Origin of the sequence: Streptomyces sp. GESEQ-35, from assembly GCF_017948485.1 — a bacterium.
GTDB lineage: Bacteria > Actinomycetota > Actinomycetes > Streptomycetales > Streptomycetaceae > Streptomyces.
In genome coordinates, this window is record NZ_JAFFSX010000013.1 from 132,351 (window position 1) to 157,255 (window position 24,905).

Here is a 24,905-nt window from a genome sequence, read left to right on the forward strand (position 1 = left end):
AGCGACAAGCTTGCCGCGCCAGTCTGGACACCTCGCGGGTCATGGATGAGACTCTTAATTCCCCATCGTGAGAATGTTGTTCTCATGCCCCTCGTCCGCACAGGGAGGCCGTTCATGGCACGCGACGTCATCGGAGGCTCCGATGCTGTTTGAGTTCGACGCCGAGCAACGGCTGTGGCAGGACACCGTGCACAAGGCGGTCCTCAAGGAGTGCCCGCCGACGCTGGTCCGCAGGATCGTGGACGACGGCGCCGGCCCGGCTCCGCTGTGGCGCGTCTACACCGGCCTGGGCTGGACCGAGCTGACCGACCCCGCCGACATGGTCGAGCTGGCGATCGTCCTGGAGGAACTGGGCCGGGCCACCGACCCGACGCCCTACCTGGCGACGATGACCCGGTTCACCCCCCTCGCACCGGGGTTCGGCGATCCGGAACACTCCGGCACCGCTGTCCACGACGGCGTCACCGCCCGCCCGGAGAGCGGCGGCTGGGTGCTGGAGGGCACCGCCCGCCACGTCCTGGACGGCGACCGGGCCGACCGGCTGGCGGTCGTCACGGCCGAGGGCGTCTTCGTCGTGCCCGCCGACCGGGTCACCGCCGTACGCACGCCCGCCTTCGACCCCGTCCTGCACCTCGCCGAGGTCTCCTTCCCGCAGGTACGGGTCACCGCGGAGGCCCGCTCCGGCGCCGACCTGGAGCGCGCCCGCCACCTCGCCCTCACGGGAACGGCCCTGACCATGGTCGGCGCCTGCCGTCGCGCCCTCGACATGGTTCTCGACCATGTCCGCACCCGGCATCAGTTCGACGCTCCGATCGGCTCGTTCCAGGCCGTGCAGCACAAGGCCGCCGACATGCACGTGGCCGTGGAACGCGCCCGGGCCCTCGCCTACTTCGCGGCCCTGACGATCGCCGAGGACGACCCCCGGCGCCGGCTCGCCGCCTCGATGGCCAAGGCCGCGGCGGGCGAGTGCCAGGCCCTGGTGTTCCGCAACGGGGTGCAGCTGTTCGGGGCGATGGGCCACACCTGGGAGAACGACCTTCAGTTCGCCATCAAGAGGGCCAAGGCGGGAGAGCTGATGCTGGGCGGCGCCGCCGAGCACCGGGCGCTGATAGCCGAGGAGTGCCATGCGACTGACCTTTGACGCCGACGTCGAGGCCTTCCGCGCCGAGTTCGCGGCGTTCCTGGAGGCCAACCTGCCCACCGAGGCGGAGGCCGGCGAGCGGTCCCGCTCCACCGGGCACATCCCCGAGTGGGCCAGGCGGTGGCAGCGGCTCCAGTTCGACGAGGGCTGGCTGCTGCCGGGCAACCCACCGGAGTTCGGCGGCCGGAACGCAGGCGTCATCCAGCGGTTCGTGCACTTGGAGGAGTTGTCCCGACGCCGTATCAACCACAGCTTCAACCCCCAGGGCGTAGGCATCATCGCAGCCTCCCTGCTCTCCTTCGGCACGGACGAGCAGAAGCACCGCTGGGCCGTGCCCATCCTGCGCGCCGAGATCACCGCCGCCCTCGGCATGAGCGAGCCCAGTGCCGGATCGGACCTCGCCTCCCTGCGGACCCGGGCCGAGCCGATCGGCGACCACTTCGTCGTCAACGGACAGAAGGTGTGGACCTCCGGCGCCCACGACGCGGACGTCCTGCTCACCTTCGTCCGCACCGACCCCGAGGCGCCCAAACACAAGGGGATCAGCGTGCTGCTGATCCCCACCGACACTCCCGGCGTCACCCGGCGGCCGTTCGCCTCGTACACCGCCGCCGGCGACAAGGACTTCAACGAGGTCTTCTTCGAGGACGTCCGCGTGCCCGCCGAGAACCTCGTCGGTCCCCTCAACCAGGGCTGGCGGGTGGCCAACGGATCCCTCGGACATGAGCGGACCCTGATGTGGCTGGGCGAGGCCGAACGGATGGCCCTCGTCGTACGGGACTTCCGTCCGTCCACGCCCCTCCAGAAGGACTGGTACGCCACGCTCGTCATGGACCTTCAGGCGCTGCGGCTGCTCGGCTCGGCGGCGCTGGGCCGAGCCGCCCGTGGTGAGCAGGACGTACCTGCCCTGTCTGTGCTGAAGGTGCTCGGCTCGGAGGGGTCGCAGCGGGCGCTGGAGCGGGTGCTTGAAGCGGCCGGGGCGGATGGGCTCGATTACCCGGCCCGGACCGCGCCGTACTCCCACATGAGTTTCGACGACGACTCCGCCAGCTGGTTCAACCGGTACGCACGCAGTTTCGGCGCGACCATCGCCGGGGGTACGTCGGAGATCCAACGCGGGATCATCGCCGAGCGCGTGCTGGGGCTGCCGCGTTCTGTCGGGTAGGCGGTTCGTCGTCTGCGGGCCGGTGGGGGCTGGTCGCGCAGTTCCCCGCGCCCCTTCGGGGGCGCTGTCAGGCCGCACACCAATTCGCACCCGTTCAGGAAACCCCCCAACAAGCCCTAGGAGCCGCCGTGCACATCCTCTACGAGGTGAAGGACCACATCGCGACCCTCACCCTGAACCGGCCCGAAGCCGCCAACGCCCAGACCATGGCCCTTCTCGACGAACTCGACGCCGCCTGGACGAAGGCCGCGGAGGACGAGGACGTGAAGGTCGTCGTGGTGCGCGCGGAGGGCAAGCACTTCTCCGCCGGGCACGACCTGAAGGACCGGTGGCCCGCCCCGAAGGAGATCACTCTGGAGTGGATCTACCGGGCGGAGAACCGCCGGTACCTGGAGTACACCCTGCGCTGGCGGAACGTCCCCAAGCCGTCGATCGCCGCCGTCCAGGGGCGCTGCATCGCCGGCGGACTGATGCTGTGCTGGCCGTGCGACCTGATCGTGGCCGCCGAGGACGCCCTGTTCTCCGACCCCGTTGTCACCATGGGCATCGGAGGCGTCGAATACCACGGTCACACCTGGGAGTTGGGGCCACGCAAGGCGAAGGAGATCCTCTTCACCGGCCGGCCCCTGACCGCCGAGGAGGCGGAACGCGTCGGGATGGTCAACCGGGTGGTGCCGCGCGAGCAGTTGGACGCCGAGACCCGCGAACTGGCCGAGCAGATCACGAAGATGCCTGCGTTCGGGCTGCGCCAGGCCAAGCGGGCCGTCAACCAGACGCTGGACGTGCAGGGTTTCTACGCCGCCGTCCAGTCGGTGTTCGACGTGCACCAGACCGGGCACGGCAACGCGCTGAGCGTGAGCGGGTACCCGATCCTGGCGAAGCTGGACGAGATGAAGGAGAAGCTCAAGTAGCCGAAGTGCACCCGAACTCAGAGGTGGACGAGTCGTGGCGCCGAGCCCTCCGACCGCAGAAGGGCTCCGGCCTCGCGGGTCAGCTCCCGTGAACTGCCCAGCAGACCGTCCAGTACGAGGGCGCGGCGGACGTGCCGGTGCAGAGGGTGTTCGGCGGTGAACCCGATACCGCCGAGTACCTGCTGGCAGTGCCGGGCCGCGGTCAGTGCCGCCCGGCCGGCCGCCGCTTTGGCCAGCAGCGAGCCGAAGGGGTCTTCGGCGGCCACGAGGGTGGCCTCGGCTCCCTCCAGGGCGACCAGGGTCTCCGCGAGGCGGTGCCGTACGGCCTGGAAGGCGGCGAGCGGACGCCCGAACTGGACCCGGTTCACGGCGTGCGTCCGGGCCAGCGTCAGCATGGCCCGCCCGGTGCCGACCAGCCACCAGCCGAGCGCCCGGCGGCCCGCGGACAAGGGCACTGGATCGCCCGCGGGGACGGCCCGCAACGGCAGTTCACCGTCCAGCACCGTGCCTGACCCTGCCCCGGCCCGCTCCCACACCACCCACGAGCCGCCCGTGTACGGCAACTCCGGCGCACCGCCGAGCGGACGGCCCGCCGCGTGCAGCACCACGTCATTGAGCAGCGCCGCATGCGCCCCGGTCTCGCCCAGCAACCCGAAGACGGTCGGAATCGCCACCTCCGGGAACTCCGCCAGCAGTTCGGGCCAGCCGAGCCCGGTCAGTGCCGACTCCAGGGCCGGGCCCGAGGCCGCCGTCATCGTCTTGCGGAGCGTGCCGGTGAGCAACTCCCGTTCCGCGGCGTCCACGGTCACTCCCTCCCGAGATCGAGCAGCCGGCGGGCGATGATGTTGCGCTGGATCTCCGCGGTGCCGCCGTAGATGGTCGCCGCCCGCGCGTACAGGTACTCGGACCGCCACGGGGTGTCGGTCAGCTCCAGCACACCGGGGAGCAAGTCCCTTGCGGTGTCGAACAGTTGCTGCTCCGCCGTGGCCAGCAGCACCTTGTCGACCGACGTCTCCGGCCCGAGCCGTGCTCCGTCCGCGAGCCGTCGCTGGGTCGCGTGGGAGCGGCAGCGGACGGTGTGCAGGGCCAGGTAGACGGCGCCGAGGGCCGCGTCGTCCGAGTCCGCCGTCTCCTCCAGCAGTCGGTCGAGCCGCGTGTACAGGTGGGCGACCCGGTGCCAGAAGCAGGTGGAGCGCTCGTGGGGCAGCAGGTCCATCGCCAGGCGCCAGCCGTCTCCGGGGCGGCCGAGCATCCGGTCGGCGGGGACGGCCACGTCGTCGAAGAACACCTCGGCGAACTCGTCGACGCCGTGCATCGTGCGCAGCGGCCGGACGGTGATGCCGGGGGTGTCCATGTCGACGAAGAAGGCGGTGATCCCGTCGTGGCCGGGTGCGGTGCGGGTGAGCAGGACGCAGCGGGCCGCGTACTGGGCGAGGCTCGTCCAGACCTTCTGGCCGCTGACCGACCAGGAGCCGTCGTCGCGGGGCGCCGCCCGGGTGGTCAGCGAGGCCAGGTCGCTGCCCGAACCGGGCTCGGAGAAGCCCTGGCACCACTGTTCGCGGCCGCTGAGCAGCAACGGCACCATGTCCGCGGCCAGTTGGGGACGGGCGTACGAGATCATCGTCGGTGCGAGCACCTCGACCATCGAGTAGATGCCCGGTTCGGCCAGGCCACGTGTGGCGACCTCCTCGCCGAGCACCGCGCGGAAGACGGCCGGCCCGCCGAGCCCCCTCACCTCGGCGGGCCAGCCGTAGCGCATCCAGCCCGCGTCGTACAGGGCCCGGCGTACCCGGCCCAGTTGTGCGACCTGCGCGTCCAGCGAGTGGTCGGGGCCGGGGGAGAGGTCGTGCTCCGCGAGCCAGGATTCCAGGGCGGAACGGAACTCCCCGGCGGTCCCGAAGGTGTTCATACGGCCGGGCGTTCGAAAGCGTGCGGCCGGCCCGAGTCGTGTGCCCCGCTGCGGCGGATGAACGTCATGGCCCGCGTGCGCAGCCGCCAGCCGTCCGCGGTGCGCACATAGGTGTCGTTGTAGTAGCCGATCCGCATGTCGTGCGTGGCCTGGTCGATGAAGCACAGGGGCTGGGTACCCGCCGCGGTGTTCTCGCCGGAGGACTCCACGACAGGTGTTCCGGTGAGGAACAGCCCTTTGGGCGCCGCCGCGACCAGCGCCGGGAACTCCGCGAGAGGATAGGTGTCGCCGAAGGCGCTGTAGCTGCCGTCGGGTGTGAACACGGCGAGGAGTCCGTCGATGTCGCCCTGGGTGATGGTCACCGCGTAGCGGGCGAGGAGCTGCTGGATCTCCACGAGGTCGTCGGTGGTCATGACCGCTCCCTTCCACAGATGCGTGCTACTCGTCGGGATCGGGCTGCACGCCGAACGTGTTGAAGGCCATCGCCAGCACGCCGTACGCCCCGATTGTGAACACCAGGTCCATCCGCTGCCGTTCGTCGAGGTGCTCGCCGAGCGTGGCCCAGGTGCGGTCCGAGAGGGTCGAGTCATCCTCGAGTTCGCCGACGGCGTCGAGCACCGCGCCGTCCAGCGGATCGACCGCCTTGCCCCGGCCCGCGGCCTCGATCTCGGCCTCCGTCAGCCCGGCCTCCCGCGCCATCCGCACGTGATGGGCCCACTCGTACGCGCAGTTCCGGCGGCTCGCCACCCGTAGCGTCGCCAGTTCGCGCAGCCGGGGCGGCAGCGTCGAGCGGAAGAGTACGTGCGTACTGAGGGGGAGGAAGGCCTTGGTCAGCTCGGGGTGGCGGACCAGCGTGGCCATCGCGTTGCCGGCGCCCCGCGCATTGCGCAGCCCCTTCGGGAGCAGGCCGGCCAGCGCGTCGCGCGTGTGGTCGTCCCATTGCTCGTCCGGCAGTGGCGGCAGGCGCGGGGTCATGCCGTGACTCCTGTCGTAGAGGCGAGAATGACAGAGATGAGAATGACATTCTCAGTGAATGGGCCTCAGATTTCCATCCCGTGCGCCGTCACGTCAACCGTCAGGTGCGCAGCTTGGTGAAGTCCCAGCTCACGATCGTCTCCGGGGTCAGGCTGAGCCAGCCGTGCCGGCCGTCGTACCGGAAGGCACCGCCGCGCATGTACTTGTCGGCGAAGAGGCGTTCGGGGGCGGTCAGTTCGTCGTGCGGCTCACCCGTGCGCGGCGCCTCGCCGACGGTGCGGGCGCTGCCCAGCAGCTCGACGCCGCGCAGCCGCAGGAAGTCGAAGCCGCCGTCGTCGACGATCACGCTGATCCTGTGACTTCGGCCGATGTCAGCCCATCGTCGGCTTTTTGTCAGGGAGTTGAGCCACAATGCGGAGCCGTCCCAGACGAACCAGAGCGCGCTGGTGTGCGGGTGTCCGTCCGGGCCGACGGTCGCGACCCGGCAGACCGGCTGGGTCTTCAGGAAGGCGTGCCGTTCCTCGTCGGTCATGGCGATCTTGGTGCCCCTGCGTTGACCGGGCATGATTCCTCCCGCTCTCGTATGAATGCCTAATTCTCCTGTGCGAATGGTTGCTTCTCATCTAGCGAGAAGCTACTTTCCACCGCAGGCAAGGCCGTGGCAAGCAGGTCCCGAGAGCCGCATCTGTGACTTCCAGAGAGATGGGGAGCCGTGAGTCTTTTCCATGAGGACCGGCTGTTGATCGACGGAGAACTGGTGCGCACCGACCGCACCTTCGAGACCGTCGATCCGTCCACCGGGAAGGTGCTGGGGACGGCGTCCGACGCGGAGGCGGCCCATGCGGAGGCTGCGGTCGCCGCCGCCCGCCGGGCGTTCGACACGACCGACTGGATGCGCGACGGCGACCTGCGGCTGCGCTGTCTGCGTCAGCTCTACGAGGCGCTGCTCAGGCATCGCGAGGAGCTGCGGGAACTGACCATCGCGGAGGTGGGTGCGCCCCGCTCGCTGACCCATGGGTCGCAGCTCGACGAGCCGATCGAAATCGTCAAGTGGTACGCCGATCTCCTCGAAGGCTACGACTTCCGTGAGGAACTGCCGATCCAGGAGAGCCGCGGGCGGCGGCACCGCAGGTGGGTGGAGAAGGAGGCGGCGGGAGTGGTCGCGGCCATCCTCCCGTACAACTTCCCCAACCAGCTGGCCCTCGCCAAACTCGCCCCCGCGCTCGCCGCCGGCTGCACCGTCGTCCTCAAGGGAGCGCCCGACACCCCGTGGACCACGCTGGCGCTCGGCAGGATCATCGCCGAGGAGACCGACATCCCCGCCGGCGTCGTCAACGTACTCACCTCGTCCGGAACCGGGACCGGCGAACTGCTCACCACCCACCCCGGCATCGACATGATCACCTTCACCGGGTCGACCCCGGTCGGCCGGGCGGTGATGGCGGCCGCGTCCGCCACGCTGAAGCGGGTGTTCCTGGAACTCGGCGGCAAGTCGGCCATGCTCGTGCTGGACGACGCCGACTTCACCCAGGCCGCGATGATGGCGGCGTTCACCGTCTGCACCCACGCGGGCCAGGGCTGCGGGATCACCTCGCGCCTCCTGGTCCCGCGCGAGCGCCACGACGAGGCGGTCCAGCTGGTCACGGCCATGCTCGGCCGGGTGGCCTACGGCGATCCCGCCGATCCGGCCACCCATATGGGGCCGCTGATCAGCGAACGGCAGCGGGCCAAGGTGCACGGACTGGTCGAACGCGCCGTCGCCGACGGAGCCCGGCTGGTGACCGGCGGCCGGCCCGTCGACCGCGAGGGCTACTTCTACGCGCCGACGCTGCTCGCCGACGTCGACCCGCGCTCCGAGATCGCCCAGGAGGAGATCTTCGGCCCGGTCCTGGTGGTCATCCCGTACGACGACGAGGACGGCGCCGTCCGGATCGCCAACGACTCGATGTACGGGCTGTCCGGCGCGGTGCTCAGCGCCGACGACGAGCGCGCGATCGCCGTCGCCCGGCGGATCCGCAGCGGGAGCTTCAGCATCAACGGGGGCCTCTTCTTCGGCCCCGACTCTCCGTTCGGAGGCTTCAAGCAGTCCGGCATCGGCCGGGAGATGGGTGTGGCGGGGCTGGAGGAATTCCTTGAGCTCAAGACCTTCGGCGTCGCGGAGAAATAACGCGCGCCCGCTGGGACCTACCAGCCATTCGGGGACGGCACACAGGAGGCAACCCCGTGAGAATCCAGACAATCCCCGCCGCCCTGGCGGCGGCCGCTCTGCTCGTCGTCGCCGGGTGCGGCAGCCATGACGACACCGCCGAGTCCGACGGCGAGGGCACCGCGACCAAGGCCGCCGGGCAGGCGGCGTCGGGTGACTTCGGCGATCTGAAGGACGTCTGCGGACCCGGCGACGCGAAGAGCGCGTCCGCCCAGGGTGTCACCGCCGACTCGATCAAGCTCGGGGTCTTCTCCGACGTGGGATTCACCAAGAAGTCCGAGTTCGTGGACGCCGCGAAGGTGTTCACCTCCTGGTGCAACGCGGCCGGCGGAATCAACGGCCGCAAGCTGGAGGCCACCACCCGCGACTCGAAGCTGATGGAGGTCCGCCAGCGCATGCTGGAGGCGTGCAAGGAGGACTTCGCCCTCGTCGGAGGCGGCGCGGCCTTCGACGCCCTCGGTGTCAAGGACCGGCTGACCTGTCTGCTGCCCGACTTCCCCGCGCAGGTGAGCCAGATCCAGAACCAGGGCTCGGACCTCCAGGTCGACGCGACGGGCGGCTCGTCCTACGACCGCTACGCGGGCTACTACGAGTGGCTGATCAAGGAGGCCTACCCGGAGTCGGCGGATGCCGTCGGCACCATCGCGGGCGACGCCGCGGTCAGCAAGGTCATCAACGCCCGGGCCGAGGAGAGCCTCAAGGCCGCCGGAGCGAAGATCACCTACAACGACCTCTACCCGGCGCAGGGCGTGTCGGACTGGACCCCGTACGCCCAGTCCATCAAGAGCAAGGGCGTCAAGGGCCTGGTGTTCCTCGGCGACTTCGGGAGCCTGTCCAAGCTCGAACAGGTACTGACCAGCATCGACTACAAGCTCGACTGGATCGACGCCAACAACAACGCCTACGGCCCGGCCTTCAGTCAACTCGCCGGTAAATCCCTGGACTTCCAGAACAATCTGGCCGACCTGAGCGGGGTCCACCCGCTGGAGAAGGCCGCCGACAACCCCGCGACCGAGCAGGTCGTCGACCTCTTCAAGAAGTACGCCCCCGAGGCACAGGTCACCCTGCCCGCGGTGCGCGGCTTCGCCTCCTGGCTGCTGTTCGCCAAGTCGGCGGCGAGCTGCGGCGACAACCTCACCCGCACCTGTGCGTACGAGGCGGCCCGCAAGGAGTCCGCGTGGACGGGCGGCGGCCTCCTGGCCCCCGTCGACCTGACCGAGGAAGACGCGCCGCTGAACTGCTTCAACATCGAGAAGGCCACGTCCAAGGGCTGGGAGCCCGCCGACTTCGAGCCCAACCAGGGCGCCTACCGGTGCGACGCGCCGGTCTACAAGTTCAAGGGCGATTACGGCAAGCCCCTCACCCTCGCCGACGTCGGCAAGACCATGAGCGACGTCAAGTGATCAAGTGAAGTGATGTGAGCTGATGGAGCAGTTCCTCACCTTCGGGATCGTCGGCCTGAGCACCGCCGCCATCTACGCCGTGATCGGCAGCGGACTGGTGCTCACCTATGTCACCACCGGCGTGTTCAACTTCGCGCACGGTGCGGCGGGCATGCTGGCGGCGTTCTGCTACTGGCAGTTCACCGTCGGCTGGGGCTGGCCGGTCCCGGTGGCCCTGGCCGTGGTGCTGCTGGTGCTCGCCCCGGGGTTCGGCCTTGCCGTCGAACGGGTCCTGATGCGGCCCGTGCAGCGGCTCGGCGAGGCCGAACGCCTGGTGATGACGGTGGCGCTGCTGAGCGGCGCCATCGCCGCCGCACGCTGGATCTGGGACCCCAACGTGCCCCGGCCACTGCGGGCCTTCTTCGCGGACCGGCCGGCCATCGACCTCGGACCGGCCACGGTCACCTGGCACCAGGCCCTCACCATGGCCGTCGCCGTGGCGGTCGCGGCGGGTTTGTGGTTCCTGCTGAACCGCACCCGCACCGGTGCGGAGATGCGGGCCACGGTCGACGACCGTTCCCTCGTCCAGCTCACCGGCGCCGACCCGGTCCGGGCCAGCCGCGTCGCCTGGATCCTCGGCACCCAACTCGCCGCGATCGGCGGCATCCTGATCGCCCCGACCGTCGCCCTCGACGCCTCCCAGCTCTCCCTGCTGATCGTCAGCGCCTACACCGCGGCCGTCTTCGGCAGGCTGCGCAGCCTGCCGCTGACCTTCGCGGGCGCGATCGTCGTCGGCTGCCTGGAGAGCTACCTCACCGGCTACCTCCCGCAGAACCCGTACCTGCCGGGCCTGCGCCTCGCCGCACCCGCCCTGCTGCTGTTCCTGGCCCTGCTCCTGTTCCGCCAGCCACGGCTGCGGGGCCGAGACCGGCGCCTGGTCCAGGTCCCGGCGCCGACGATGCGGGGCACGGTGGTCTTCGCGCTGTCGACCGTCACCTTCGGCGTGCTGCTCGCGACGGTGCTCGGCGAGGCCGACCTCATCACCTACGGGCCGATCTTCTCGCTCGGCATCGTCGCACTGTCGTACGTCCCCCTGGCCGGGTACGCGGGCCAGATCTCCCTGTGCCAGCTGAGCATGGCCGGGATCGGCGCCGTCGTCTGGGGGCACCTCGGCGCACACGGCGAGTGGTGGGCACTCGCCGCCGCCATCGCGGTGGCGGGTGCGGCCGGGGCGCTCATCGCGCTCCCCGCGCTGCGGTTCTCCGGCGTGTATCTGGCCCTGGGGACAGCGGCGGTCGCCGTCGTGCTCGACCGGTGGATCTTCACACTCCCGTCGTTCGAGGTGCTCGGCGTGCGGATCGCGCTGTTCGACCAGGGGTCGGTGGAGATGGCGGGGCCGCGGATCCTCGGACTGGGACTGGACTCCGCCGCGGAGCTGATGGTGCTCGCCGCGGTGTGCCTCGCTCTCGCCTCGCTCGCGGTCGCCTGGCTGAGGCGCAGCGGCTTCGGACGGCGGCTGATCGCGCTCAGGGACAGCGAGGCGGCGTACGCCACGCTCGGCGGCAACCTCCTGGCCGCCAAGGTGGCCGTGTTCGCGCTGTCTGCCGGGATCGCCGGGCTCGGCGGCGCGCTGTACGGGATGCAGCAACAGTCCATCACCGCCGAGCAGTTCAACCTCGTCGCCGGGCTCCCGATCTTCCTGGTCGCGGTGATCGGCGGCCTCGGCGCGGTGGGCAACGGCCTGTTCGCCGGGACCGCCTTCGTCGGGCCGAACGTCCTGATCGGCCTGGCCTCCTGGACGCAGAACGTCGTCAGCGCACTGCCGGCGCTCGCCGGGATGGGCCTCGGCCACAGCCCCGAGGGAATCGTCTCCCGGTTCCGGCGCGACTGGGAGCCCCTCGGACGCGACCGGATCGCCCTGCCCGTGCTGCTCGGCGCGCTGGCACTCGGCTGGGTGCTGAGGCTGGCGGACGTGATCAACGGCTGGACGCTGCTGGTCGGTTCGCTGGTGGTGGGCCTCGCGCTGCGCCGGTACGCGGCCGCACGGCAGGCCCCGAAGACCGAACCGGACGTCCCGGTCGAGTGGCGGGGCATACGGCGCCCCTGGCGTGCGTCGGACGAGGAGGTGCTGGCCCGTGGCACTGCTGGAAGTTAGCGGGGTGACGGTCGCGTTCGGCGGCAATCGTGCGTTGGACGGTGCGGGTCTGAGTGCGGAAGGGGGCCGGGTCACCGGGCTGATCGGGCCCAACGGGGCCGGAAAGAGCACCCTGTTCGACGTCGTGTCCGGGCTGCGCAGGCCGTCGGCGGGGCGGGTCGTGCTGGACGGCCGGGATGTCACCCGCCTCGGACCCGCCCGCCGCTGCCGGCACGGACTGGCCCGCACCTTCCAACGCCTGGAGCTCTTCGGCCGGTTGAGCGTTCGCGACAATCTGCTCGTGGCCGCGGAACTCGGCCCGGAGCGGCGGCGCGCGGGGCAGGTCGCGGACGACATCCTCGAACGGCTCGGCCTGACCGGCATCGCCGACAGCTCCGCCGACACCCTGCCCACCGGCGTCGCCCGCCTGGTCGAGGTCGGGCGCGCACTCGCCGTACGGCCCGCGCTGCTGCTGCTCGACGAGCCCGCCGCCGGTCAGGACGGCGAGGAGACCGAGCGGTTCGCGGCCCTGCTGCGCTCGCTGGCCGACGACGGGACGGCCGTCGTCCTGGTCGAACACGACATGGGCCTGGTGATGGGCGTGTGCGACCAGGTGTACGTGCTGGACCTGGGCAAGGTCATCGCCGTGGGACCGCCCGACGTCATCCGCAACGACGAGACCGTGCTGGCCGCCTACCTGGGAGACATCGCGTGAACCCGCTGCTCGAACTGCGCGCCGTACGCGCCGCCCACGAGGGCATCACCGTCCTGCACGGCGTGGACCTGAGCGTCGCGGCGGGGCAGGTGGTGGCGCTGCTCGGCCCGAACGGCGCCGGCAAGACGACCGCGCTGCGGGTCGCCGCGGGGATCCACCCGGCCCAGTCCGGTCAACTCCTGCTCGGCGGGCGGGACATGACCGGCGCGGATCCCCGGGACCTCGCCCGGGCCGGCGTCTGCCTCATCCCCGAGGGACGCGGCGTGTTCCCCAACCTTTCGGTCCGCGACAACCTCCTGATGATGACCTTCACGGGCCGCACCCGCGAGGAGATCGAGGAGACCGCCTTCAAGCGCTTCCCCGCCCTCGCCCACCGCGCGGCGCAGGCGGCCGGCACGCTCTCCGGCGGCGAACAGCAGATGCTCGCCCTCGCCCGCGGCCTGGCCACCGACCCGGCCGTCCTGCTCCTCGACGAACTGTCCATGGGCCTGGCCCCGCTGGTCGTCGCCCGGCTCTACGAGCAGGTCGCCGAGATCGCCCGGCAGGGCGTGGCGGTGCTGGTCGTCGAGCAGTTCGCGTCCGCCGTCCTCGGCATCGCCGACCACGCCGCCGTCCTCGTACGCGGCCGAATCGAACGGCAGGGCCGTCCCGACGCCGGACTCCGCGACGAACTGTCCGCCCTCTACCTGGGGAGTTCCGTATGACACCGACCGAGCCACGCGCGGACGTGGAACCGGACCTGACGTCCGCCGCCGAATCGCGCGCGGACCGTTTCGTCCGCGAGCTGGGGGAGCTCAAGATCCCCGACCCGGCCGCCGCGCGGGCCGGCCTGTGGCTGCGCCTCGGCGTCACGTTGATGGCCGTCGGCCTGGTGCTGGGGCTGTCGGCGTACTTCGTCACACACAACACCCAGAACCCCCTCGACCAGCGCGACGGCCTCGCCCTCGGCCTCGGCGGGATCGCCGTGAGCGTCGTGGGCGCCGCACTGTTCCTGCGCTACTCGCTCACCGGCTTCCTGCGGTTCTGGATGGCCCGCCAGTCCTACGACCTCGCCGTGCTCGCCGACCGCCTGCGTGAAAGGGACCCCCAGCAATGACCTCACCAGCACGGACGCTGCGCCCGGGTGACCAGCTCGCCGACACGGCGTCCACCACCCGCGTGGTCGTCGTCCGCGCCCCCGCCGACCGGCAGCCGACGATCACCTGCGGAGACAGGCCGATGGTGCCCGCCGCAACCGCACCGCCCGCGCCCGCGACGGACGCCGACCCGGTCACCCTCCTCGGCAAGCGTTACGTCGACGCCGACGGGACGCTCGAACTGCTCTGCACCGCGGCCGGTACCGGGGAACTCGCCTGCGACGGCGCCCCCATGACCCTGAAGGCCGCCAAACCCCTCCCCGCCTCCGACTGAACCGACGTGTGACTGAAGGGACTTCGCATGAACAAGAACGACTTGATCCTGATCAGCGTCGACGACCACATCATCGAGCCGCCGGACATCTTCGTGCACCACCTGCCCAAGCAGTACCTGGACGACGCACCCAAACTCGTCCACCGCGAGGACGGCAGCGACGTCTGGCAGTTCCGGGACAACACCGTCGGCAACGCCGCGCTCAACGCGGTCGCCGGCCGCCCCAAGGAGGAGTACGGCCTGGACCCGCAGGGCATGGACGAGATCCGGCCCGGCTGCTACGACGTCCACGAACGCATCAAGGACATGAACGCGGGCGGGGTCCTGGCCCAGATGAACTTCCCGTCCTTCCCCGGCTTCTCGGCCCGCATGTTCGCCACCGAGGACGCCGACTTCTCGCTCGCCCTGGTGCGCGCGTACAACGACTGGCACATCGACGAGTGGTGCGGGGCGTACCCGGGACGGTTCATCCCGATGGCGCTGCCCGCGATCTGGGACGCCGAACTCTGCGCCGCCGAGATACGGCGCGTGTCCGCCAAGGGCTGCCACTCCATGACGTTCCCGGAGAACCCCGCCGCCCTCGGCTACCCGAGCTTCCACGACCCGTACTGGAACCCGGTGTGGCAGGCGGCGTGCGACACCGACACGGTCCTGTCGGTGCACATCGGCTCCTCCGGCCGGCTCGCCATCCCGGCCGTCGACTCGCCGCCCGACGTGATGATCACGCTTCAGCCGATCAACCTGGTCCAGGCCGCGGCCGACCTCCTGTGGTCGAGGACCATCAAGGAGTACCCCGACCTGAAGGTCGCCCTGTCGGAGGGCGGCACGGGCTGGATCCCGTACTTCCTGGAGCGGGTCGACCGCACCTTCGAGATGCACTCCACCTGGACCCTCCAGGACTTCGGCGGCAAGCTGCCCAGCGAGGTGTTCCGCGAGCACTTCCTGACCTGCTTCATCACCGACAGGCTCGGGGTGCGGCTGCGCAACGAGATCGGCATCGACAACATCTGCTGGGAGGGCGACTACCCGCACAGCGACTCCCTGTGGCCGGACGCCCCCGAGCAGCTGCACGACGTCCTCACCGACTGCGCCGTGCCGGATTCGGACATCGCGAAGATGAGCTACGAGAACGCGATGCGCTGGTACTCGTTCGACCCCTTCGCCCACATCCCGCGCGAGCAGGCCACGGTGGGCGCGCTGCGCAAGGCGGCCGAGGGACACGACGTCAGCATCCGCTCCCGCAGCCGGCAGCTGAAGGAGCCGGTGGACAAGCTGGAGGCCTTCCGCGCCCGGGCGCGCGCGGCCGTCGCCGCGGCGGGCAGGTAATGGCGTACGAGAACGGGCTGTTCGACCTGACAGGACGGTCGGCGCTGGTCACCGGCGCCGCGGGCGGCATCGGTGCCGCCGTCGCCCACGCCCTCGCGCGGGCGGGCGCGGCCGTCCTCGTCACGGACGTCGACGGTGCGGCCGCCGCGACCGTCGCCGGGAAGATCACGGCGGCGGGCGGTACGGCGGACAGCGCACCGCTGGACGTACAGGACCGGGCCGCCGCCGACGCCGCCGTGTCGCGCGCGGCGGCCCTGGCCGAGGGGACCTTGCACGTGCTGGTGAACAACGCCGGCGTGACCGCGCCGGCGATGTTCGCGGACCTCCAGGAGGAGAGCTTCCGCCGGCTCCTCGACGTCCATGTGCTGGGCACCTTCACCTGCTCCCAGGCCGCACTGCCGTTCCTGCCGACCGACGGCACCGGCCGCATCATCAACGTCACCTCCTCGGCGGGCCTCACCGGCACCCTCGGCCAGGTGAACTACTCGGCCGCCAAGGCAGCGGTCATCGGCATGACGAAGTCCCTGGCCAGAGAGCTGGCCCGGAGACAGATCAAGGTCAACGCCCTGGCGCCGCTGGCCGCGACCCCCATGACGGAGACCATCCGTACGAACGAGAAGTTCGCGGCCGGCATGCTCGCCCGCATCCCGCTGGGCCGCTGGGCCGAGCCCGACGAGGTCGCGGGCGCCTTCGTGTTCCTCGCCTCGGACGCCGCCTCCTTCGTCACCGGCCAGGTGCTGCCGGTCGACGGCGGCCTGGTGATGTGATGCCCGGAGCTCCGCTGGCGGGCGTCACCGTCGTCGCCCTGGAACAGGCCGTCTCCGCGCCCCTGTGCACCCGGGCCCTGTGCGACCTCGGGGCCCGGGTGATCAAGGTGGAGAACCCGGACGGCGGCGACTCGGCCCGCCACATCGACGACGTGGTGAACGGCCTCGCCGCGCACTTCGTGTGGGTCAACCGCGGCAAGGAGTCGGTGGCCCTCGACCTGAAGTCCGAGGCAGGCATGCGTGCCCTGCACCTTCTGCTCGACCGCGCCGACGTCCTCGTCTCCAACCTCACCCCCGGCACCACCGCCAGGCTCGGCATCGCCCCCGACGACCTGGCGAGAAGTCATCCCGACCTGATCGCCGTGGAGATCGACGGCTACGGACAGGGCGGCCCGCTCTCCCACAAGCGGGCCTACGACCTGCTCGTCCAGGCCGAGTCCGGCGCCTGTGCGATCACGGGCCACCCGGGCGCCCCGGCCAAGCCGGGCCCGCCCATGGCGGACGCGAGCACCGGCCTGTATGCCGCGCTGTCCATCGTGGCGCTGCTGTTCGCGGGGGAGCGGCGCGCGGTCGCGGTGAGCCTGTTCGACACCATGACCGAGCTGATGGGGTACGCGCTCACCTACACCCGCCACTCGGGAGTGGACCAGCAGCCGCGCGGCATGGGCTCGCCGGCCGTGGCACCGTACGGTGCCTACCGCACCGCCGACGGACAGACGGCTGTCCTCGGCACCACCAACGACCGGGAATGGCAGCGCCTGGCCCGTGATCTGCTGGGGCGCCCGGACCTGGCGGACGACGAACGCCTGCGGACCAACCCGGGCCGTGTCGAACACCGTGATCTGCTGGACGCGGAGATCGGGGAATGGTGCGCCCGGCACGACCTGGCGTATGTGCAGCGGCGCGCGGACGAGGCGGGCATCGGCAACGCCCGCTACAACACGCCCGGCGACGTCCTGGACCACCCCCACCTCAAGGCGCGCGACCGCTGGCGCTCCATCGCCACCCCGGCCGGACCGGTCCCGGCGCTGCTGCCCCCGCCGGTCATCTCCGGGTACGACCCGCCGATGGGCGCCGTGCCCGGACTCGGTGAGCACACCGACAAGGTCCTGGCCGAACTCGGCCTCACCGACGGGGAGATCGTGGAGTTGCGGGGGAGGAGCGGGTGACCGACGAGCCCGTACTGCTGGCCGGCGACACGCAGGGGGTACGGACTCTGACCCTGAACCGTCCGCACCGCAGGAACGCGATCGACGCCGAGCTGTGGGCAGCACTGCGGCACGCCCTCACCGAGGCAGCGAACGACGACGTACGCGCCCTCGTCCTCACCGGCGCCGGGGGAGCCTTCAGCTCCGGCGCCGACATCAGGGCCGACGACACCAGGGACCCGCTGACAAAGATGCGTGACCTGAACGACGTCACCCTGCTGCTGCACGAACTCCCGCTCCCCACCGTCGCCAAGGTCACCGGGGTGGCCGTCGGCGCGGGCTGGAACCTCGCGCTCGGCTGCGATCTGGTCGTGGCCACGCCCGGGGCGCGTTTCTCGCAGATCTTCGCCCGCCGCGGACTGTCCCCGGACTGCGGCGGCACCTGGCTGCTGCCGAAGCTCGTCGGACTGCAACAGGCGAAACGGCTCGCCCTCCTTGCCGAGACGATCGACGCCGAGGAGGCGCGGTCACTGCACCTGGTGACCTGGGTGGTCCCGGACGAGCGGATCGACGCCTACGTCACCGATCTGGCCGCCCGCCTGGCAGCCGGCCCGCCCGTCGCCCTCGCGCAGACCAAGGCGCTGCTCCACGAGAGTTCCGGCCGCAGCTTGCGCGAGGCCCTCGCCGCCGAGGCCAGCGCACAGGCGGTCAACTTCGCGACGACGGACGTACCCGAGGCGTACGCCGCGTTCGTCGAGAAACGCGAGCCGCACTTCACCGGCGACCGGCACCGACAGCCCCCTTCCAAGGCACCCAAGGACACGTCATGCGTGAAGCAGTGATCGTCGAGGCCGTCCGCACGCCGGTCGGCAAACGCAACGGCGGCCTCGCCGGAATGCACGCGGCCGACCTCTCCGCCGTGGTCCTCACCGAGCTGGTCCGCCGTACCGGCATCGATCCGGCGCTCGTGGACGACGTGGTGTGGGGCTGTGTCTCCCAGGTCGGGGACCAGTCGGGCAACATCGGCCGCTACTCCGTCCTCGCCGCGGGCTGGCCGGAGCACATCCCCGGAACCACGGTCAACCGGGCGTGCGGGTCCGGCCAGCAGGCCCTCGACTTCGCCGCGCAGGCGGTCATGTCGGGGCAGCAGGACGTCGTTGTCGCGGGCGGCGTGGAGGTCATGAGCCGGGTGCCGCTGGGCGCGGCGCGGGCGACCGGAACGCCGTACGGGCCCCAAGTCCTCGCCCGCTACGACGGGTTCTCCTTCAACCAGGGTGTGTCCGCCGAGAAGATCGCGCAGAAGTGGGGTTTCACGCGGACGCAGTTGGACGAGTTCGCCGTCGTGTCCCATGAGCGGGCCGCCGCGGCCCAGGACGACGGCGCCTTCGACGCGCAGATCGTGCCCGTCTTCGGGGTGACGGCCGACGAGGGCGTACGGCGGGGCACCACGGCCGAGAAGCTCTCCGCCCTCAAGCCGGCCTTCCTCGACGACGGCGTGATCCACGCGGGCAACGCCTCCCAGATCTCGGACGGCGCGGCCGCGCTCCTCGTCACCACACCTGAAAAGGCACGGGAGTTGGGGCTCACCCCGATCGTCCGCTATCGCGCGGGCGTGGTCACCGGCGCCGACCCGGTCCTGATGCTCACCGGCCCGATCCCCGCGACCGAGCGGTTGCTCCGCCGGACGGGTGTCGGTCTCGCCGAGATCGGCGTCTTCGAGGTGAACGAGGCCTTCGCGCCCGTACCGCTGGCCTGGCTGGCCGAGACGGGAGCCGACCCGGCGCGTCTCAACCCCCTCGGCGGCGCCATCGCACTCGGCCATCCGCTCGGCGCCTCGGGTGCCGTCCTGATGACCCGCATGATCCACCACATGCGTGGCCACGGCCTCCGCTACGGCCTCCAGACCATGTGCGAGGGCGGCGGCACCGCCAACGCCACGCTCGTCGAACTCGCTGTGTGAACCGGGGGCATCGTGCGCAGAGAGGTCTTCACCGCCGATCACGAGGAATTCCGCAAGCTGGTAAGGGAGTTCGTGGCCAAGGAGGTGGTCCCGAACTACGCCTCCTGGGAACGGGCCGGCCGTCTGCCCCGCCCGCTCTTCGAACAGCTCGGCTCCCTGGGCCTGTTGGGCATGGCCCTCCCCGAGGCGTACGGAGGAGCCGGACTCGACGACTACCGCTACAACGTCGTCCTCCAGGAAGAGGCAGCCCGCGCCCTCGTCACCCTCGGCACCGTCCGTACCCAACTCGACGTCGTCCTGCCGTACTTCCTCTCCTACGCCGACGAGGCGCAGCGCCGGCGCTGGTTCCCCGGCCTCGCGGCGGGCAAGCTGCTCACCGCCGTCGCCATGACCGAACCCGGCACGGGCTCCGACCTCGCCGGTATCCGCACCACCGCCGTGCGCGACGGGGAGACGTACGTCCTGAGCGGTGCCAAGACGTTCATCACCGGTGGCCTGCTCGCCGATCTGGTGATCGTGGTCGCCCGTACGTCGAGCGATCCCGGCAACCGGCGCGCCGGCCTGACCCTGCTGGTCGTCGAGGACGGCATGCCCGGGTTCACCAGGGGGCGCGTCCTCGACAAGATGGGCATCAAGGTGCAGGACACGGTGGAGCTGGCCTTCGACGACGTACGCGTACCGGTGGCCAACCGGCTGGGGGAGGAGGGGGCGGCCTTCGGTTACCTCGGCCACAACCTGCCGCAGGAGCGGATGACCGTCGCGGTCGGCTCGGTCGCGCAGGCGCGGGCCGCTCTGGAGACGACGATCGAGTACGTCAAGGAGCGCGAGGTCTTCGGGAAGCCGGTGGCGTCCTTCCAGAACACGAAGTTCGAACTCGCCGCCGTCGCCGCCGAGATCGAGGCCGCGCAGGCCATGCTCGACCGCGCGGTCCTCGACCTCGTCGACGGCGAACTGGCGGGCGCCGACGCCGCCAAGGTGAAGCTGTTCTGCACCGAGATGCAGGCCCGCGCCGTCGACCGCTGCCTGCAACTCTTCGGCGGCTACGGCTATATGGCGGAGTACCCCGTATCCCGGCTGTACGCGGACGCGCGCATCACCCGCATCTACGCGGGCACGAGCGAGGTCATGAAGGTCATCATCGCCAAGTCGCTGGGGCTGTGAGCCCGGCGGTCACGTCCCGTACCGGGTCGTCTCCGCCAACTCCGCCGCGCCCCTCATGAGTTGCAGCACCAGCGGCCCGAAGGCCTGCAACTTCTCGTTGTCCCCTGCGCGCTGGAAGCCCTGTTCGAGGACGACGGCCAGTTTCCACTGGGCGAGGACGTCGTAGTAGTCCATGTCGTCGACCTGGCGGCCCGACACCTCGGCATAGTGCTGGACGAGCTGATCGCGTGACGGCATGCCCGTCAGGTCGACGTACAGGGTGGTGGCCGCCTCCGGGGCGTCGGTGTCCTCGGGCCAGCCGCGGAGCATCCAGGCCAGGTCCAGCTTGGGGTCGCCTACGGTGCCCATCTCCCAGTCGACGATGGCGGCCAGCCGGGCCGGGGCGCCGTGGCGGTACATCACGTTGGCGAACTGGTAGTCGCCGTGCATCAGGCCGGTGACGTAGTCCAGCGGCCGGTGGGCGCGCAGCCAGGCGGCGGCGACGTCGAAACCGGGCAGCTCGCGGCCCTTGATCCGGTCCAGATAGCGGCTCCAGCGGTCGACCTGGCGCTCGTGGAAGCCGTCGGGGCGTCCGAGGTCGCCCAGTCCCTTGGCCCGCCAGTCGACCCGGGACAGCAGGGCGATGCCCTCGGCCAGTTGGTACGACAGCCCCCGCCGGGCCGTGAGGTCCTCGTCGAACGGCGCCGGCCAGCCGTCCGTTCCCATCGGGGACCAGCCGTCGACGAACTCCATCAGGTAGAACGTGCGGCCCAGTACGGCGGTGTCGGTGCAGACGGCGACGGCCTCGGTGTGCGGGACGTCCGTGCCGTTCAGCGCCTCGGTGATCCGCCACTCGCGGAGGATGCCCTCGTCACGGGCGGCCGGTGCGGTGGCCGGCGGGATGCGCAGGGCGCAGTGCAGCTCGCCGCGGCGGATCTCGTAGATCTCGTTCTGCGCGCCGCCCGAGATGTAGTGGTGCTCGACTGGCTCGCCCTTCCCGGGGAGCCCGGACTCGTCCAGCCAGGCGGCCAGCCGCTCGACGTCGATCACCGCTGCCCCACCTCGTCCGCCAGGAACTCGGCGTACTTGACGCGCGCCGCGTCGAGGCGCCTGGGCAGATACTCGCTCGGCCACAGGTCGTCGCTCGGCTTGTAGTCCCGCAGCAACTGCCGGGCGACCGTGACCTTGTGCACCTCGGTCGGCCCGTCGGCGATGCCGAGGACACTGGCGCCCAGCAGCATCCGGAACAGCGGCATGTCACCGCTCACCCCGAGTGCGCCGTGGACCTGCATCGAGCGGTGGGCGATGTCGTGCAGCACACCGGGCAGCAGCACCTTGACCATCGCGATGTCCTTGCGGACCTTGCGGTAGTCGTTGTGCTTGTCGATCTTCCAGGCGGTGTGCAGCACGGTGAGCCGGAACTGGGTGAGCTGCGCCCAGGAGTCGGCTATGTGCCCCTGCACGAACTGCTTGTCGGCGAGCACACCGCCCTGTGTGTGGCGGCTCAGGGCGCGCTCGCACATCATGTCGAAGGCCTTCTGCGCCAGCCCGATCGTCCGCATGGCGTGGTGGATCCGCCCGCCGCCCAGCCGGGTCTGCGCGATCACGAACGCCTGGCCCGCACCACCGAGCAGCGCGTCGGCCGGGACCCGTACGTCCTTGTAGTGGACGAGCGCGTGCGAGCCCTCTTTCCCGGGTTCGTGGGCCAGGGCGACGTTGCGCTCGATGACGATGCCGGGGGTGTCGGCCGGGACCAGGAGCATCGACATGCTCTTGTACGGGTCGCCGTCCGGGTCGGTCACCGCCATCACGATGAAGAAGGCCGCGGTCTTCGCGTTCGACGAGAAGTACTTCCAGCCGTTGATGACCCACGAGTCGCCGTCCCGTACCGCCCGGGTCGTGAACTCCTTGGGGTCGGAGCCGGCCTGGGGCTCGGTCATCGAGTAGCAGGAGAAGATCTCCCCGTCGAGCAGCGGGCGCAGATAGCGGTCCTTCTGCTCCGGGGTCCCGTAGTGGGCGAGGATCTCGGCGTTGCCCGTGTCCGGGGCCTGGCAGCCGAAGACGATCGGGGCCCATGAGGAGCGGCCGAGGATCTCGTTGAGCAGGCACAGCTTGACCTGCCCGTGCCCCTCACCGCCGAGTTCGGGTCCGAGGTGCGTGGCCCACAGTCCGTGGCCGCGCACCTCCTTCTTGAGCGGGTCGAGGACCCGGCGGAGATTGTCGTCGGGCGGGGTGAACTGTAGGCCGTCCCACAGGAGATCGAGGGGCTCGACCTCCTCCCGCACGAACTGGTCGGCCCAGTCCAGCTGTGCCTGGAATTCCGGTTCGGTTTCGAAGTCCCACGACATTGTGTCTCCTTCCGGCGGCTGTCAGAATAGCGTTCTCATGAAGGAGAACACAATTCCCCTGTCACAGAACGACGTTGCGGACCGCATCGCGCAACGGGCCCTGGAGAGCCAGGGAGCCCACTACGCGAGCGAGGTGCGGGCGCTCCTCGATGCCGCGCGGGCGGTGATGCGTGACTGCGGTACGGCGTCACGGCCGAGAGTCGCCGACATCGTGGCGGCGGCCGGCTTGTCGAACGAGGCGTTCTACCGGCACTTCCGGTCCAAGGACGCCCTGGTCGCCGCGATCATGGAGGACGGCGCCGAGCGGCTCTGCGGCTACCTCGCGCACCAGATGGCCAAGGAGCCCACACCCGAGGGCAAGGTGCGCCGCTGGGTCGAGGGCGTGCTCTCCCAGGCCATGGACGACGACACCGCGGCGACGACGCTCGCCGTGATGTGGAACGCGGGAAGCGTGGCGGAGGGGTTCCTCGCGGGACCCCCGTCGGTCGCGGGCATGCTGGCGACGCTGCTGCATGCGCCGTACGCCGAACTCGGCAGCGAGAACCCGGACCTGGACGCGTCCCTGGCCGCCCACGCCACCGTGGGCAGGCTGGCGGACCACCTGTGGCGACGGGAGCGGCCCACAACGGCCGACGTCGACCACATCACGCGATTCCTGCTGCGTACCGTCGATCAGGAGGTGGGCCCATGAAGGCCGCCGACCAGTTCCATGTGGGTCTCGTCGTCGACGATCTCTCGGCTGCGGCGGCCGAGTTGTCCGCGTCGTTCGGGTACGAGTGGTCCGCGGAGATGGGCGCTGCCGTACGGGTGACGCTGCCGGCCGGGGACGCGGTGCTGGACCTCCGGTCCGTGTACTCGACGACCTCGCCCCGGTTGGAGCTCGTCAGGAGCGTTCCCGGATCGCTCTGGCAGCCCGCCGACTCCGGTGTGCATCACCTGGGTTACTGGTCGGACGACGTGGCCGCCGACTCGGCGGAACTCGCACGCCGGGGTTCCGCCCTCGAAGCCCTCGGGAAACGGCCGGACTCCACTCCGTACTGGGCCTTCCACCGCAGCGGGACCGGCCCCCGCATCGAGCTCGTGAGCCGCGAACTCCACCCCGTGCTGGAGCAGTTCTGGACGACCGGAGGGACAGCGTCGTGAAGGTGGGGATCGCGACCGGTGCCGGCCGCGGGATGGGGCTGGAGTGCGCACGCAGGATGACCGGCGTAGTCGACCGGCTGCTCCTTGTCGACCTGGATGAGAAGACCGTGAACGCCGCGGCCGACGACCTGGGGGCCGCCGGCCACGGAGCGGTCGTCGAACCGTTCGTCGTCGACATCACCGACGCCGACGGTCTTGCCCGGCTCGCCGCCCGCACCGCAGAACTCGGCACGCTCAGGGCCGTGGCCCACGCCGCCGGTATCTCGCCGACCATGGCCGACTGGCGCCGCATCCTCAGGGTCGACCTCGTCGGTACGGCGATGCTGGCCGAGGCGCTGCGTCCGCTCGTCACCCAGGGGACGGCGATGGTGTGCTTCGCCTCGATGGCGGCCCTGTTCGGGAACACCGGCCCCCACCCCGCGGCCGAGGCGGCGCTCGCCGATCCCCTCGACGAGCGGTTCCTCGACCGTGTTCGGGACGCCGTCGGGCCGGACATCGAGGACCCGGGCGTGGCGTACACCTGGGCCAAGCGCGGCGTCCACCGCTTCGTACAGCGGGAGGCGGTGCGGGTCGGGCGGCTCGGGGCCCGGGTGTGCTCGGTGTCGCCCGGCATCGTCGCCACGCCTCAGGGGCGGCAGGAGGCGGCGCAGCACCCCTCCATGAAGGCGCTCGTGGAGGGGTCGGCGCTGGGCCGCGAGGGTCGTGCCGACGAACTCGCGGCCGTCGTCGCCTTCCTGCTGTCGGACGACGCGTCGTTCCTCACCGGGGTCGACGTTCTCGTGGACGGCGGGGTGCGGGCGGCGCTGTCACTCGGGTCGTGACGGTGTTCCGAAACCGGTCACGATGACGGCGTTGGTGTCGGCGGCCGCGTGCCGCAGGGGCTTCGCCTTCTCGTATGCGGCCGACTCGTACCAGGCCCGGGCCGCCTCGACCGACGCGAATTCGAGGACCACGGTCCGGTCGCCGTGCCACTCGCCTTCGAGGAGCTGCGGCTGTGCGTCGACGGCCAGGACCGAGGCGCCGCCCTCGGCGATCGAGGACGCGGCGGCCCGGCCGTAGGCGGCCATGCCGGCCGGGTCCCTGACCGCCTCGGTCAGGATGACGTACGCCTTCGGCATGGCTCTC

27 protein-coding genes are annotated in these 24,905 nt (G+C 70.8%); 19 read left to right on the forward strand and 8 right to left on the reverse strand.

Features of this window, described 5'->3' with window-relative positions; translation table 11 throughout:
• Window positions 1-142: 142 nt before the first annotated feature.
• The 3 genes from KCH87_RS25265 to KCH87_RS25275 all read left to right on the forward strand — a co-directional run bounded on the left by KCH87_RS25265 (window position 143) and on the right by KCH87_RS25275 (window position 3,217).
• Window positions 143-1,141: an acyl-CoA dehydrogenase family protein gene (locus KCH87_RS25265; protein ID WP_210588524.1), complete on the forward strand. Its 999-nt coding sequence runs from the start codon at window positions 143-145 to the stop codon at window positions 1,139-1,141.
• Complete coding sequence (locus KCH87_RS25270; RefSeq protein ID WP_210588525.1) at window positions 1,125-2,306, forward strand: acyl-CoA dehydrogenase family protein; 1,182 nt, start codon at window positions 1,125-1,127, stop codon at window positions 2,304-2,306. The genes KCH87_RS25265 and KCH87_RS25270 overlap by 17 nt, the downstream gene beginning before the upstream one ends.
• Window positions 2,307-2,434: 128 nt before the next feature.
• Window positions 2,435-3,217, forward strand: a complete 783-nt coding sequence (locus KCH87_RS25275) for an enoyl-CoA hydratase (protein ID WP_210588526.1) — start codon at window positions 2,435-2,437, stop codon at window positions 3,215-3,217.
• A 17-nt stretch (window positions 3,218-3,234) separates the two neighbouring features.
• Here KCH87_RS25275 and KCH87_RS25280 read toward each other — a convergent pair whose 3' ends face one another.
• The 5 genes from KCH87_RS25280 to KCH87_RS25300 all read right to left on the reverse strand — a co-directional run bounded on the left by KCH87_RS25280 (window position 3,235) and on the right by KCH87_RS25300 (window position 6,666).
• On the reverse strand, window positions 3,235-4,020 hold the full coding sequence (locus KCH87_RS25280; RefSeq protein ID WP_210588527.1) for an acyl-CoA dehydrogenase family protein: 786 nt from the start codon (window positions 4,018-4,020) through the stop codon (window positions 3,235-3,237).
• Between the two features lie 2 nt (window positions 4,021-4,022).
• Complete coding sequence (locus KCH87_RS25285) at window positions 4,023-5,126, reverse strand: acyl-CoA dehydrogenase family protein (protein WP_210588528.1); 1,104 nt, start codon at window positions 5,124-5,126, stop codon at window positions 4,023-4,025.
• A complete protein-coding gene (locus KCH87_RS25290; protein WP_247196767.1) occupies window positions 5,123-5,539 on the reverse strand; it encodes a nuclear transport factor 2 family protein in 417 nt (138 codons plus the stop codon). Before KCH87_RS25290 ends, KCH87_RS25285 begins: the two co-directional genes overlap by 4 nt.
• Before the next feature lie 25 nt (window positions 5,540-5,564).
• Window positions 5,565-6,101 carry a carboxymuconolactone decarboxylase family protein gene (locus KCH87_RS25295; RefSeq protein ID WP_210588529.1) on the reverse strand — a complete coding sequence of 179 codons (537 nt, stop codon included), beginning with the start codon at window positions 6,099-6,101 and terminating at the stop codon, window positions 5,565-5,567.
• 100 nt (window positions 6,102-6,201) lie between these two features.
• Window positions 6,202-6,666, reverse strand: coding sequence for a pyridoxamine 5'-phosphate oxidase family protein (locus KCH87_RS25300; RefSeq protein WP_210588530.1), 465 nt, complete (start codon window positions 6,664-6,666; stop codon window positions 6,202-6,204).
• A 147-nt stretch (window positions 6,667-6,813) separates the two neighbouring features.
• Here KCH87_RS25300 and KCH87_RS25305 point away from each other — a divergent pair, with 147 nt between their 5' ends.
• Genes KCH87_RS25305 through KCH87_RS25365 form a run of 13 tightly spaced genes read left to right on the forward strand, consistent with a single transcriptional unit; the run spans window position 6,814 to window position 20,310 of the window.
• Window positions 6,814-8,268, forward strand: a complete 1,455-nt coding sequence (locus tag KCH87_RS25305; RefSeq protein WP_210588531.1) for an aldehyde dehydrogenase family protein — start codon at window positions 6,814-6,816, stop codon at window positions 8,266-8,268.
• 56 nt (window positions 8,269-8,324) lie between these two features.
• Entirely contained in the window at window positions 8,325-9,710 is a 1,386-nt protein-coding gene (locus tag KCH87_RS25310) for an ABC transporter substrate-binding protein (RefSeq protein ID WP_308298907.1), read from the forward strand.
• 22 nt (window positions 9,711-9,732) lie between these two features.
• Entirely contained in the window at window positions 9,733-11,844 is a 2,112-nt protein-coding gene (locus tag KCH87_RS25315; protein ID WP_210588532.1) for an ABC transporter permease, read from the forward strand.
• On the forward strand, window positions 11,825-12,538 hold the full coding sequence (locus tag KCH87_RS25320) for an ABC transporter ATP-binding protein (RefSeq protein ID WP_210588533.1): 714 nt from the start codon (window positions 11,825-11,827) through the stop codon (window positions 12,536-12,538). Before KCH87_RS25315 ends, KCH87_RS25320 begins: the two co-directional genes overlap by 20 nt.
• On the forward strand, window positions 12,535-13,242 hold the full coding sequence (locus KCH87_RS25325) for an ABC transporter ATP-binding protein (RefSeq protein WP_210588534.1): 708 nt from the start codon (window positions 12,535-12,537) through the stop codon (window positions 13,240-13,242). The genes KCH87_RS25320 and KCH87_RS25325 overlap by 4 nt, the downstream gene beginning before the upstream one ends.
• Window positions 13,239-13,634: a hypothetical protein gene (locus KCH87_RS25330; RefSeq protein ID WP_210588535.1), complete on the forward strand. Its 396-nt coding sequence runs from the start codon at window positions 13,239-13,241 to the stop codon at window positions 13,632-13,634. The genes KCH87_RS25325 and KCH87_RS25330 overlap by 4 nt, the downstream gene beginning before the upstream one ends.
• Window positions 13,631-13,948, forward strand: coding sequence for a hypothetical protein (locus KCH87_RS25335; RefSeq protein WP_210588536.1), 318 nt, complete (start codon window positions 13,631-13,633; stop codon window positions 13,946-13,948). Before KCH87_RS25330 ends, KCH87_RS25335 begins: the two co-directional genes overlap by 4 nt.
• Before the next feature lie 27 nt (window positions 13,949-13,975).
• On the forward strand, window positions 13,976-15,274 hold the full coding sequence (locus KCH87_RS25340) for an amidohydrolase family protein (RefSeq protein ID WP_210588537.1): 1,299 nt from the start codon (window positions 13,976-13,978) through the stop codon (window positions 15,272-15,274).
• Window positions 15,274-16,041, forward strand: a complete 768-nt coding sequence (locus KCH87_RS25345; RefSeq protein WP_210588538.1) for an SDR family NAD(P)-dependent oxidoreductase — start codon at window positions 15,274-15,276, stop codon at window positions 16,039-16,041. Before KCH87_RS25340 ends, KCH87_RS25345 begins: the two co-directional genes overlap by 1 nt.
• Entirely contained in the window at window positions 16,041-17,210 is a 1,170-nt protein-coding gene (locus KCH87_RS25350) for a CaiB/BaiF CoA-transferase family protein (protein ID WP_210588539.1), read from the forward strand. The genes KCH87_RS25345 and KCH87_RS25350 overlap by 1 nt, the downstream gene beginning before the upstream one ends.
• Complete coding sequence (locus tag KCH87_RS25355) at window positions 17,207-18,031, forward strand: enoyl-CoA hydratase/isomerase family protein (RefSeq protein ID WP_210588540.1); 825 nt, start codon at window positions 17,207-17,209, stop codon at window positions 18,029-18,031. The genes KCH87_RS25350 and KCH87_RS25355 overlap by 4 nt, the downstream gene beginning before the upstream one ends.
• Window positions 18,016-19,149 (forward strand): thiolase family protein, encoded by a 1,134-nt coding sequence (locus KCH87_RS25360; RefSeq protein WP_210588541.1) that lies wholly within the window; start codon window positions 18,016-18,018, stop codon window positions 19,147-19,149. Before KCH87_RS25355 ends, KCH87_RS25360 begins: the two co-directional genes overlap by 16 nt.
• Window positions 19,150-19,161: 12 nt before the next feature.
• Window positions 19,162-20,310, forward strand: coding sequence for an acyl-CoA dehydrogenase family protein (locus KCH87_RS25365; RefSeq protein WP_210588542.1), 1,149 nt, complete (start codon window positions 19,162-19,164; stop codon window positions 20,308-20,310).
• A 9-nt stretch (window positions 20,311-20,319) separates the two neighbouring features.
• On the opposite strand, the gene KCH87_RS25370 is transcribed toward KCH87_RS25365, so the two are convergent.
• Window positions 20,320-21,339: a phosphotransferase family protein gene (locus KCH87_RS25370; RefSeq protein ID WP_308298908.1), complete on the reverse strand. Its 1,020-nt coding sequence runs from the start codon at window positions 21,337-21,339 to the stop codon at window positions 20,320-20,322.
• Window positions 21,336-22,637, reverse strand: a complete 1,302-nt coding sequence (locus KCH87_RS25375) for an acyl-CoA dehydrogenase family protein (protein WP_210588543.1) — start codon at window positions 22,635-22,637, stop codon at window positions 21,336-21,338. The genes KCH87_RS25370 and KCH87_RS25375 overlap by 4 nt, the downstream gene beginning before the upstream one ends.
• 37 nt (window positions 22,638-22,674) lie before the next feature.
• On the opposite strand from KCH87_RS25375, the gene KCH87_RS25380 reads away from it, so the two are divergent.
• From KCH87_RS25380 to KCH87_RS25390, 3 genes are read left to right on the forward strand one after another with little or no spacing between them, the layout of a single operon-like run.
• Window positions 22,675-23,328, forward strand: coding sequence for a TetR/AcrR family transcriptional regulator (locus KCH87_RS25380; protein ID WP_210588544.1), 654 nt, complete (start codon window positions 22,675-22,677; stop codon window positions 23,326-23,328).
• A complete protein-coding gene (locus tag KCH87_RS25385; RefSeq protein ID WP_210588545.1) occupies window positions 23,325-23,780 on the forward strand; it encodes a VOC family protein in 456 nt (151 codons plus the stop codon). Before KCH87_RS25380 ends, KCH87_RS25385 begins: the two co-directional genes overlap by 4 nt.
• 2 nt (window positions 23,781-23,782) lie before the next feature.
• Entirely contained in the window at window positions 23,783-24,601 is an 819-nt protein-coding gene (locus KCH87_RS25390; RefSeq protein WP_210588546.1) for an SDR family oxidoreductase, read from the forward strand.
• On the opposite strand, the gene KCH87_RS25395 is transcribed toward KCH87_RS25390, so the two are convergent.
• Complete coding sequence (locus tag KCH87_RS25395; protein WP_210588547.1) at window positions 24,587-24,898, reverse strand: DUF1330 domain-containing protein; 312 nt, start codon at window positions 24,896-24,898, stop codon at window positions 24,587-24,589. The two genes, KCH87_RS25390 and KCH87_RS25395, sit on opposite strands and share 15 nt — an antisense overlap.
• Between the last annotated feature and the right edge of the window lie 7 nt (window positions 24,899-24,905).

What these genes read in the sequence shown, in the direction of transcription:
- KCH87_RS25265 (WP_210588524.1), top strand. Translation starts at nt 143, where the DNA reads ATGCTGTTTGAGTTCGACGCCGAGCAACGGCTGTGGCAGGACACCGTG.
- KCH87_RS25270 (WP_210588525.1), top strand. Translation starts at nt 1,125, where the DNA reads ATGCGACTGACCTTTGACGCCGACGTCGAGGCCTTCCGCGCCGAGTTC.
- KCH87_RS25285 (WP_210588528.1), bottom strand. Translation starts at nt 5,126, where the DNA reads ATGAACACCTTCGGGACCGCCGGGGAGTTCCGTTCCGCCCTGGAATCC.
- KCH87_RS25290 (WP_247196767.1), bottom strand. Translation starts at nt 5,539, where the DNA reads ATGACCACCGACGACCTCGTGGAGATCCAGCAGCTCCTCGCCCGCTAC.
- KCH87_RS25295 (WP_210588529.1), bottom strand. Translation starts at nt 6,101, where the DNA reads ATGACCCCGCGCCTGCCGCCACTGCCGGACGAGCAATGGGACGACCAC.
- KCH87_RS25300 (WP_210588530.1), bottom strand. Translation starts at nt 6,666, where the DNA reads ATGCCCGGTCAACGCAGGGGCACCAAGATCGCCATGACCGACGAGGAA.
- KCH87_RS25315 (WP_210588532.1), top strand. Translation starts at nt 9,733, where the DNA reads ATGGAGCAGTTCCTCACCTTCGGGATCGTCGGCCTGAGCACCGCCGCC.
- KCH87_RS25330 (WP_210588535.1), top strand. Translation starts at nt 13,239, where the DNA reads ATGACACCGACCGAGCCACGCGCGGACGTGGAACCGGACCTGACGTCC.
- KCH87_RS25335 (WP_210588536.1), top strand. Translation starts at nt 13,631, where the DNA reads ATGACCTCACCAGCACGGACGCTGCGCCCGGGTGACCAGCTCGCCGAC.
- KCH87_RS25340 (WP_210588537.1), top strand. Translation starts at nt 13,976, where the DNA reads ATGAACAAGAACGACTTGATCCTGATCAGCGTCGACGACCACATCATC.
- KCH87_RS25345 (WP_210588538.1), top strand. Translation starts at nt 15,274, where the DNA reads ATGGCGTACGAGAACGGGCTGTTCGACCTGACAGGACGGTCGGCGCTG.
- KCH87_RS25350 (WP_210588539.1), top strand. Translation starts at nt 16,041, where the DNA reads ATGCCCGGAGCTCCGCTGGCGGGCGTCACCGTCGTCGCCCTGGAACAG.
- KCH87_RS25360 (WP_210588541.1), top strand. Translation starts at nt 18,016, where the DNA reads ATGCGTGAAGCAGTGATCGTCGAGGCCGTCCGCACGCCGGTCGGCAAA.
- KCH87_RS25375 (WP_210588543.1), bottom strand. Translation starts at nt 22,637, where the DNA reads ATGTCGTGGGACTTCGAAACCGAACCGGAATTCCAGGCACAGCTGGAC.
- KCH87_RS25380 (WP_210588544.1), top strand. Translation starts at nt 22,675, where the DNA reads ATGAAGGAGAACACAATTCCCCTGTCACAGAACGACGTTGCGGACCGC.
- KCH87_RS25385 (WP_210588545.1), top strand. Translation starts at nt 23,325, where the DNA reads ATGAAGGCCGCCGACCAGTTCCATGTGGGTCTCGTCGTCGACGATCTC.
- KCH87_RS25395 (WP_210588547.1), bottom strand. Translation starts at nt 24,898, where the DNA reads ATGCCGAAGGCGTACGTCATCCTGACCGAGGCGGTCAGGGACCCGGCC.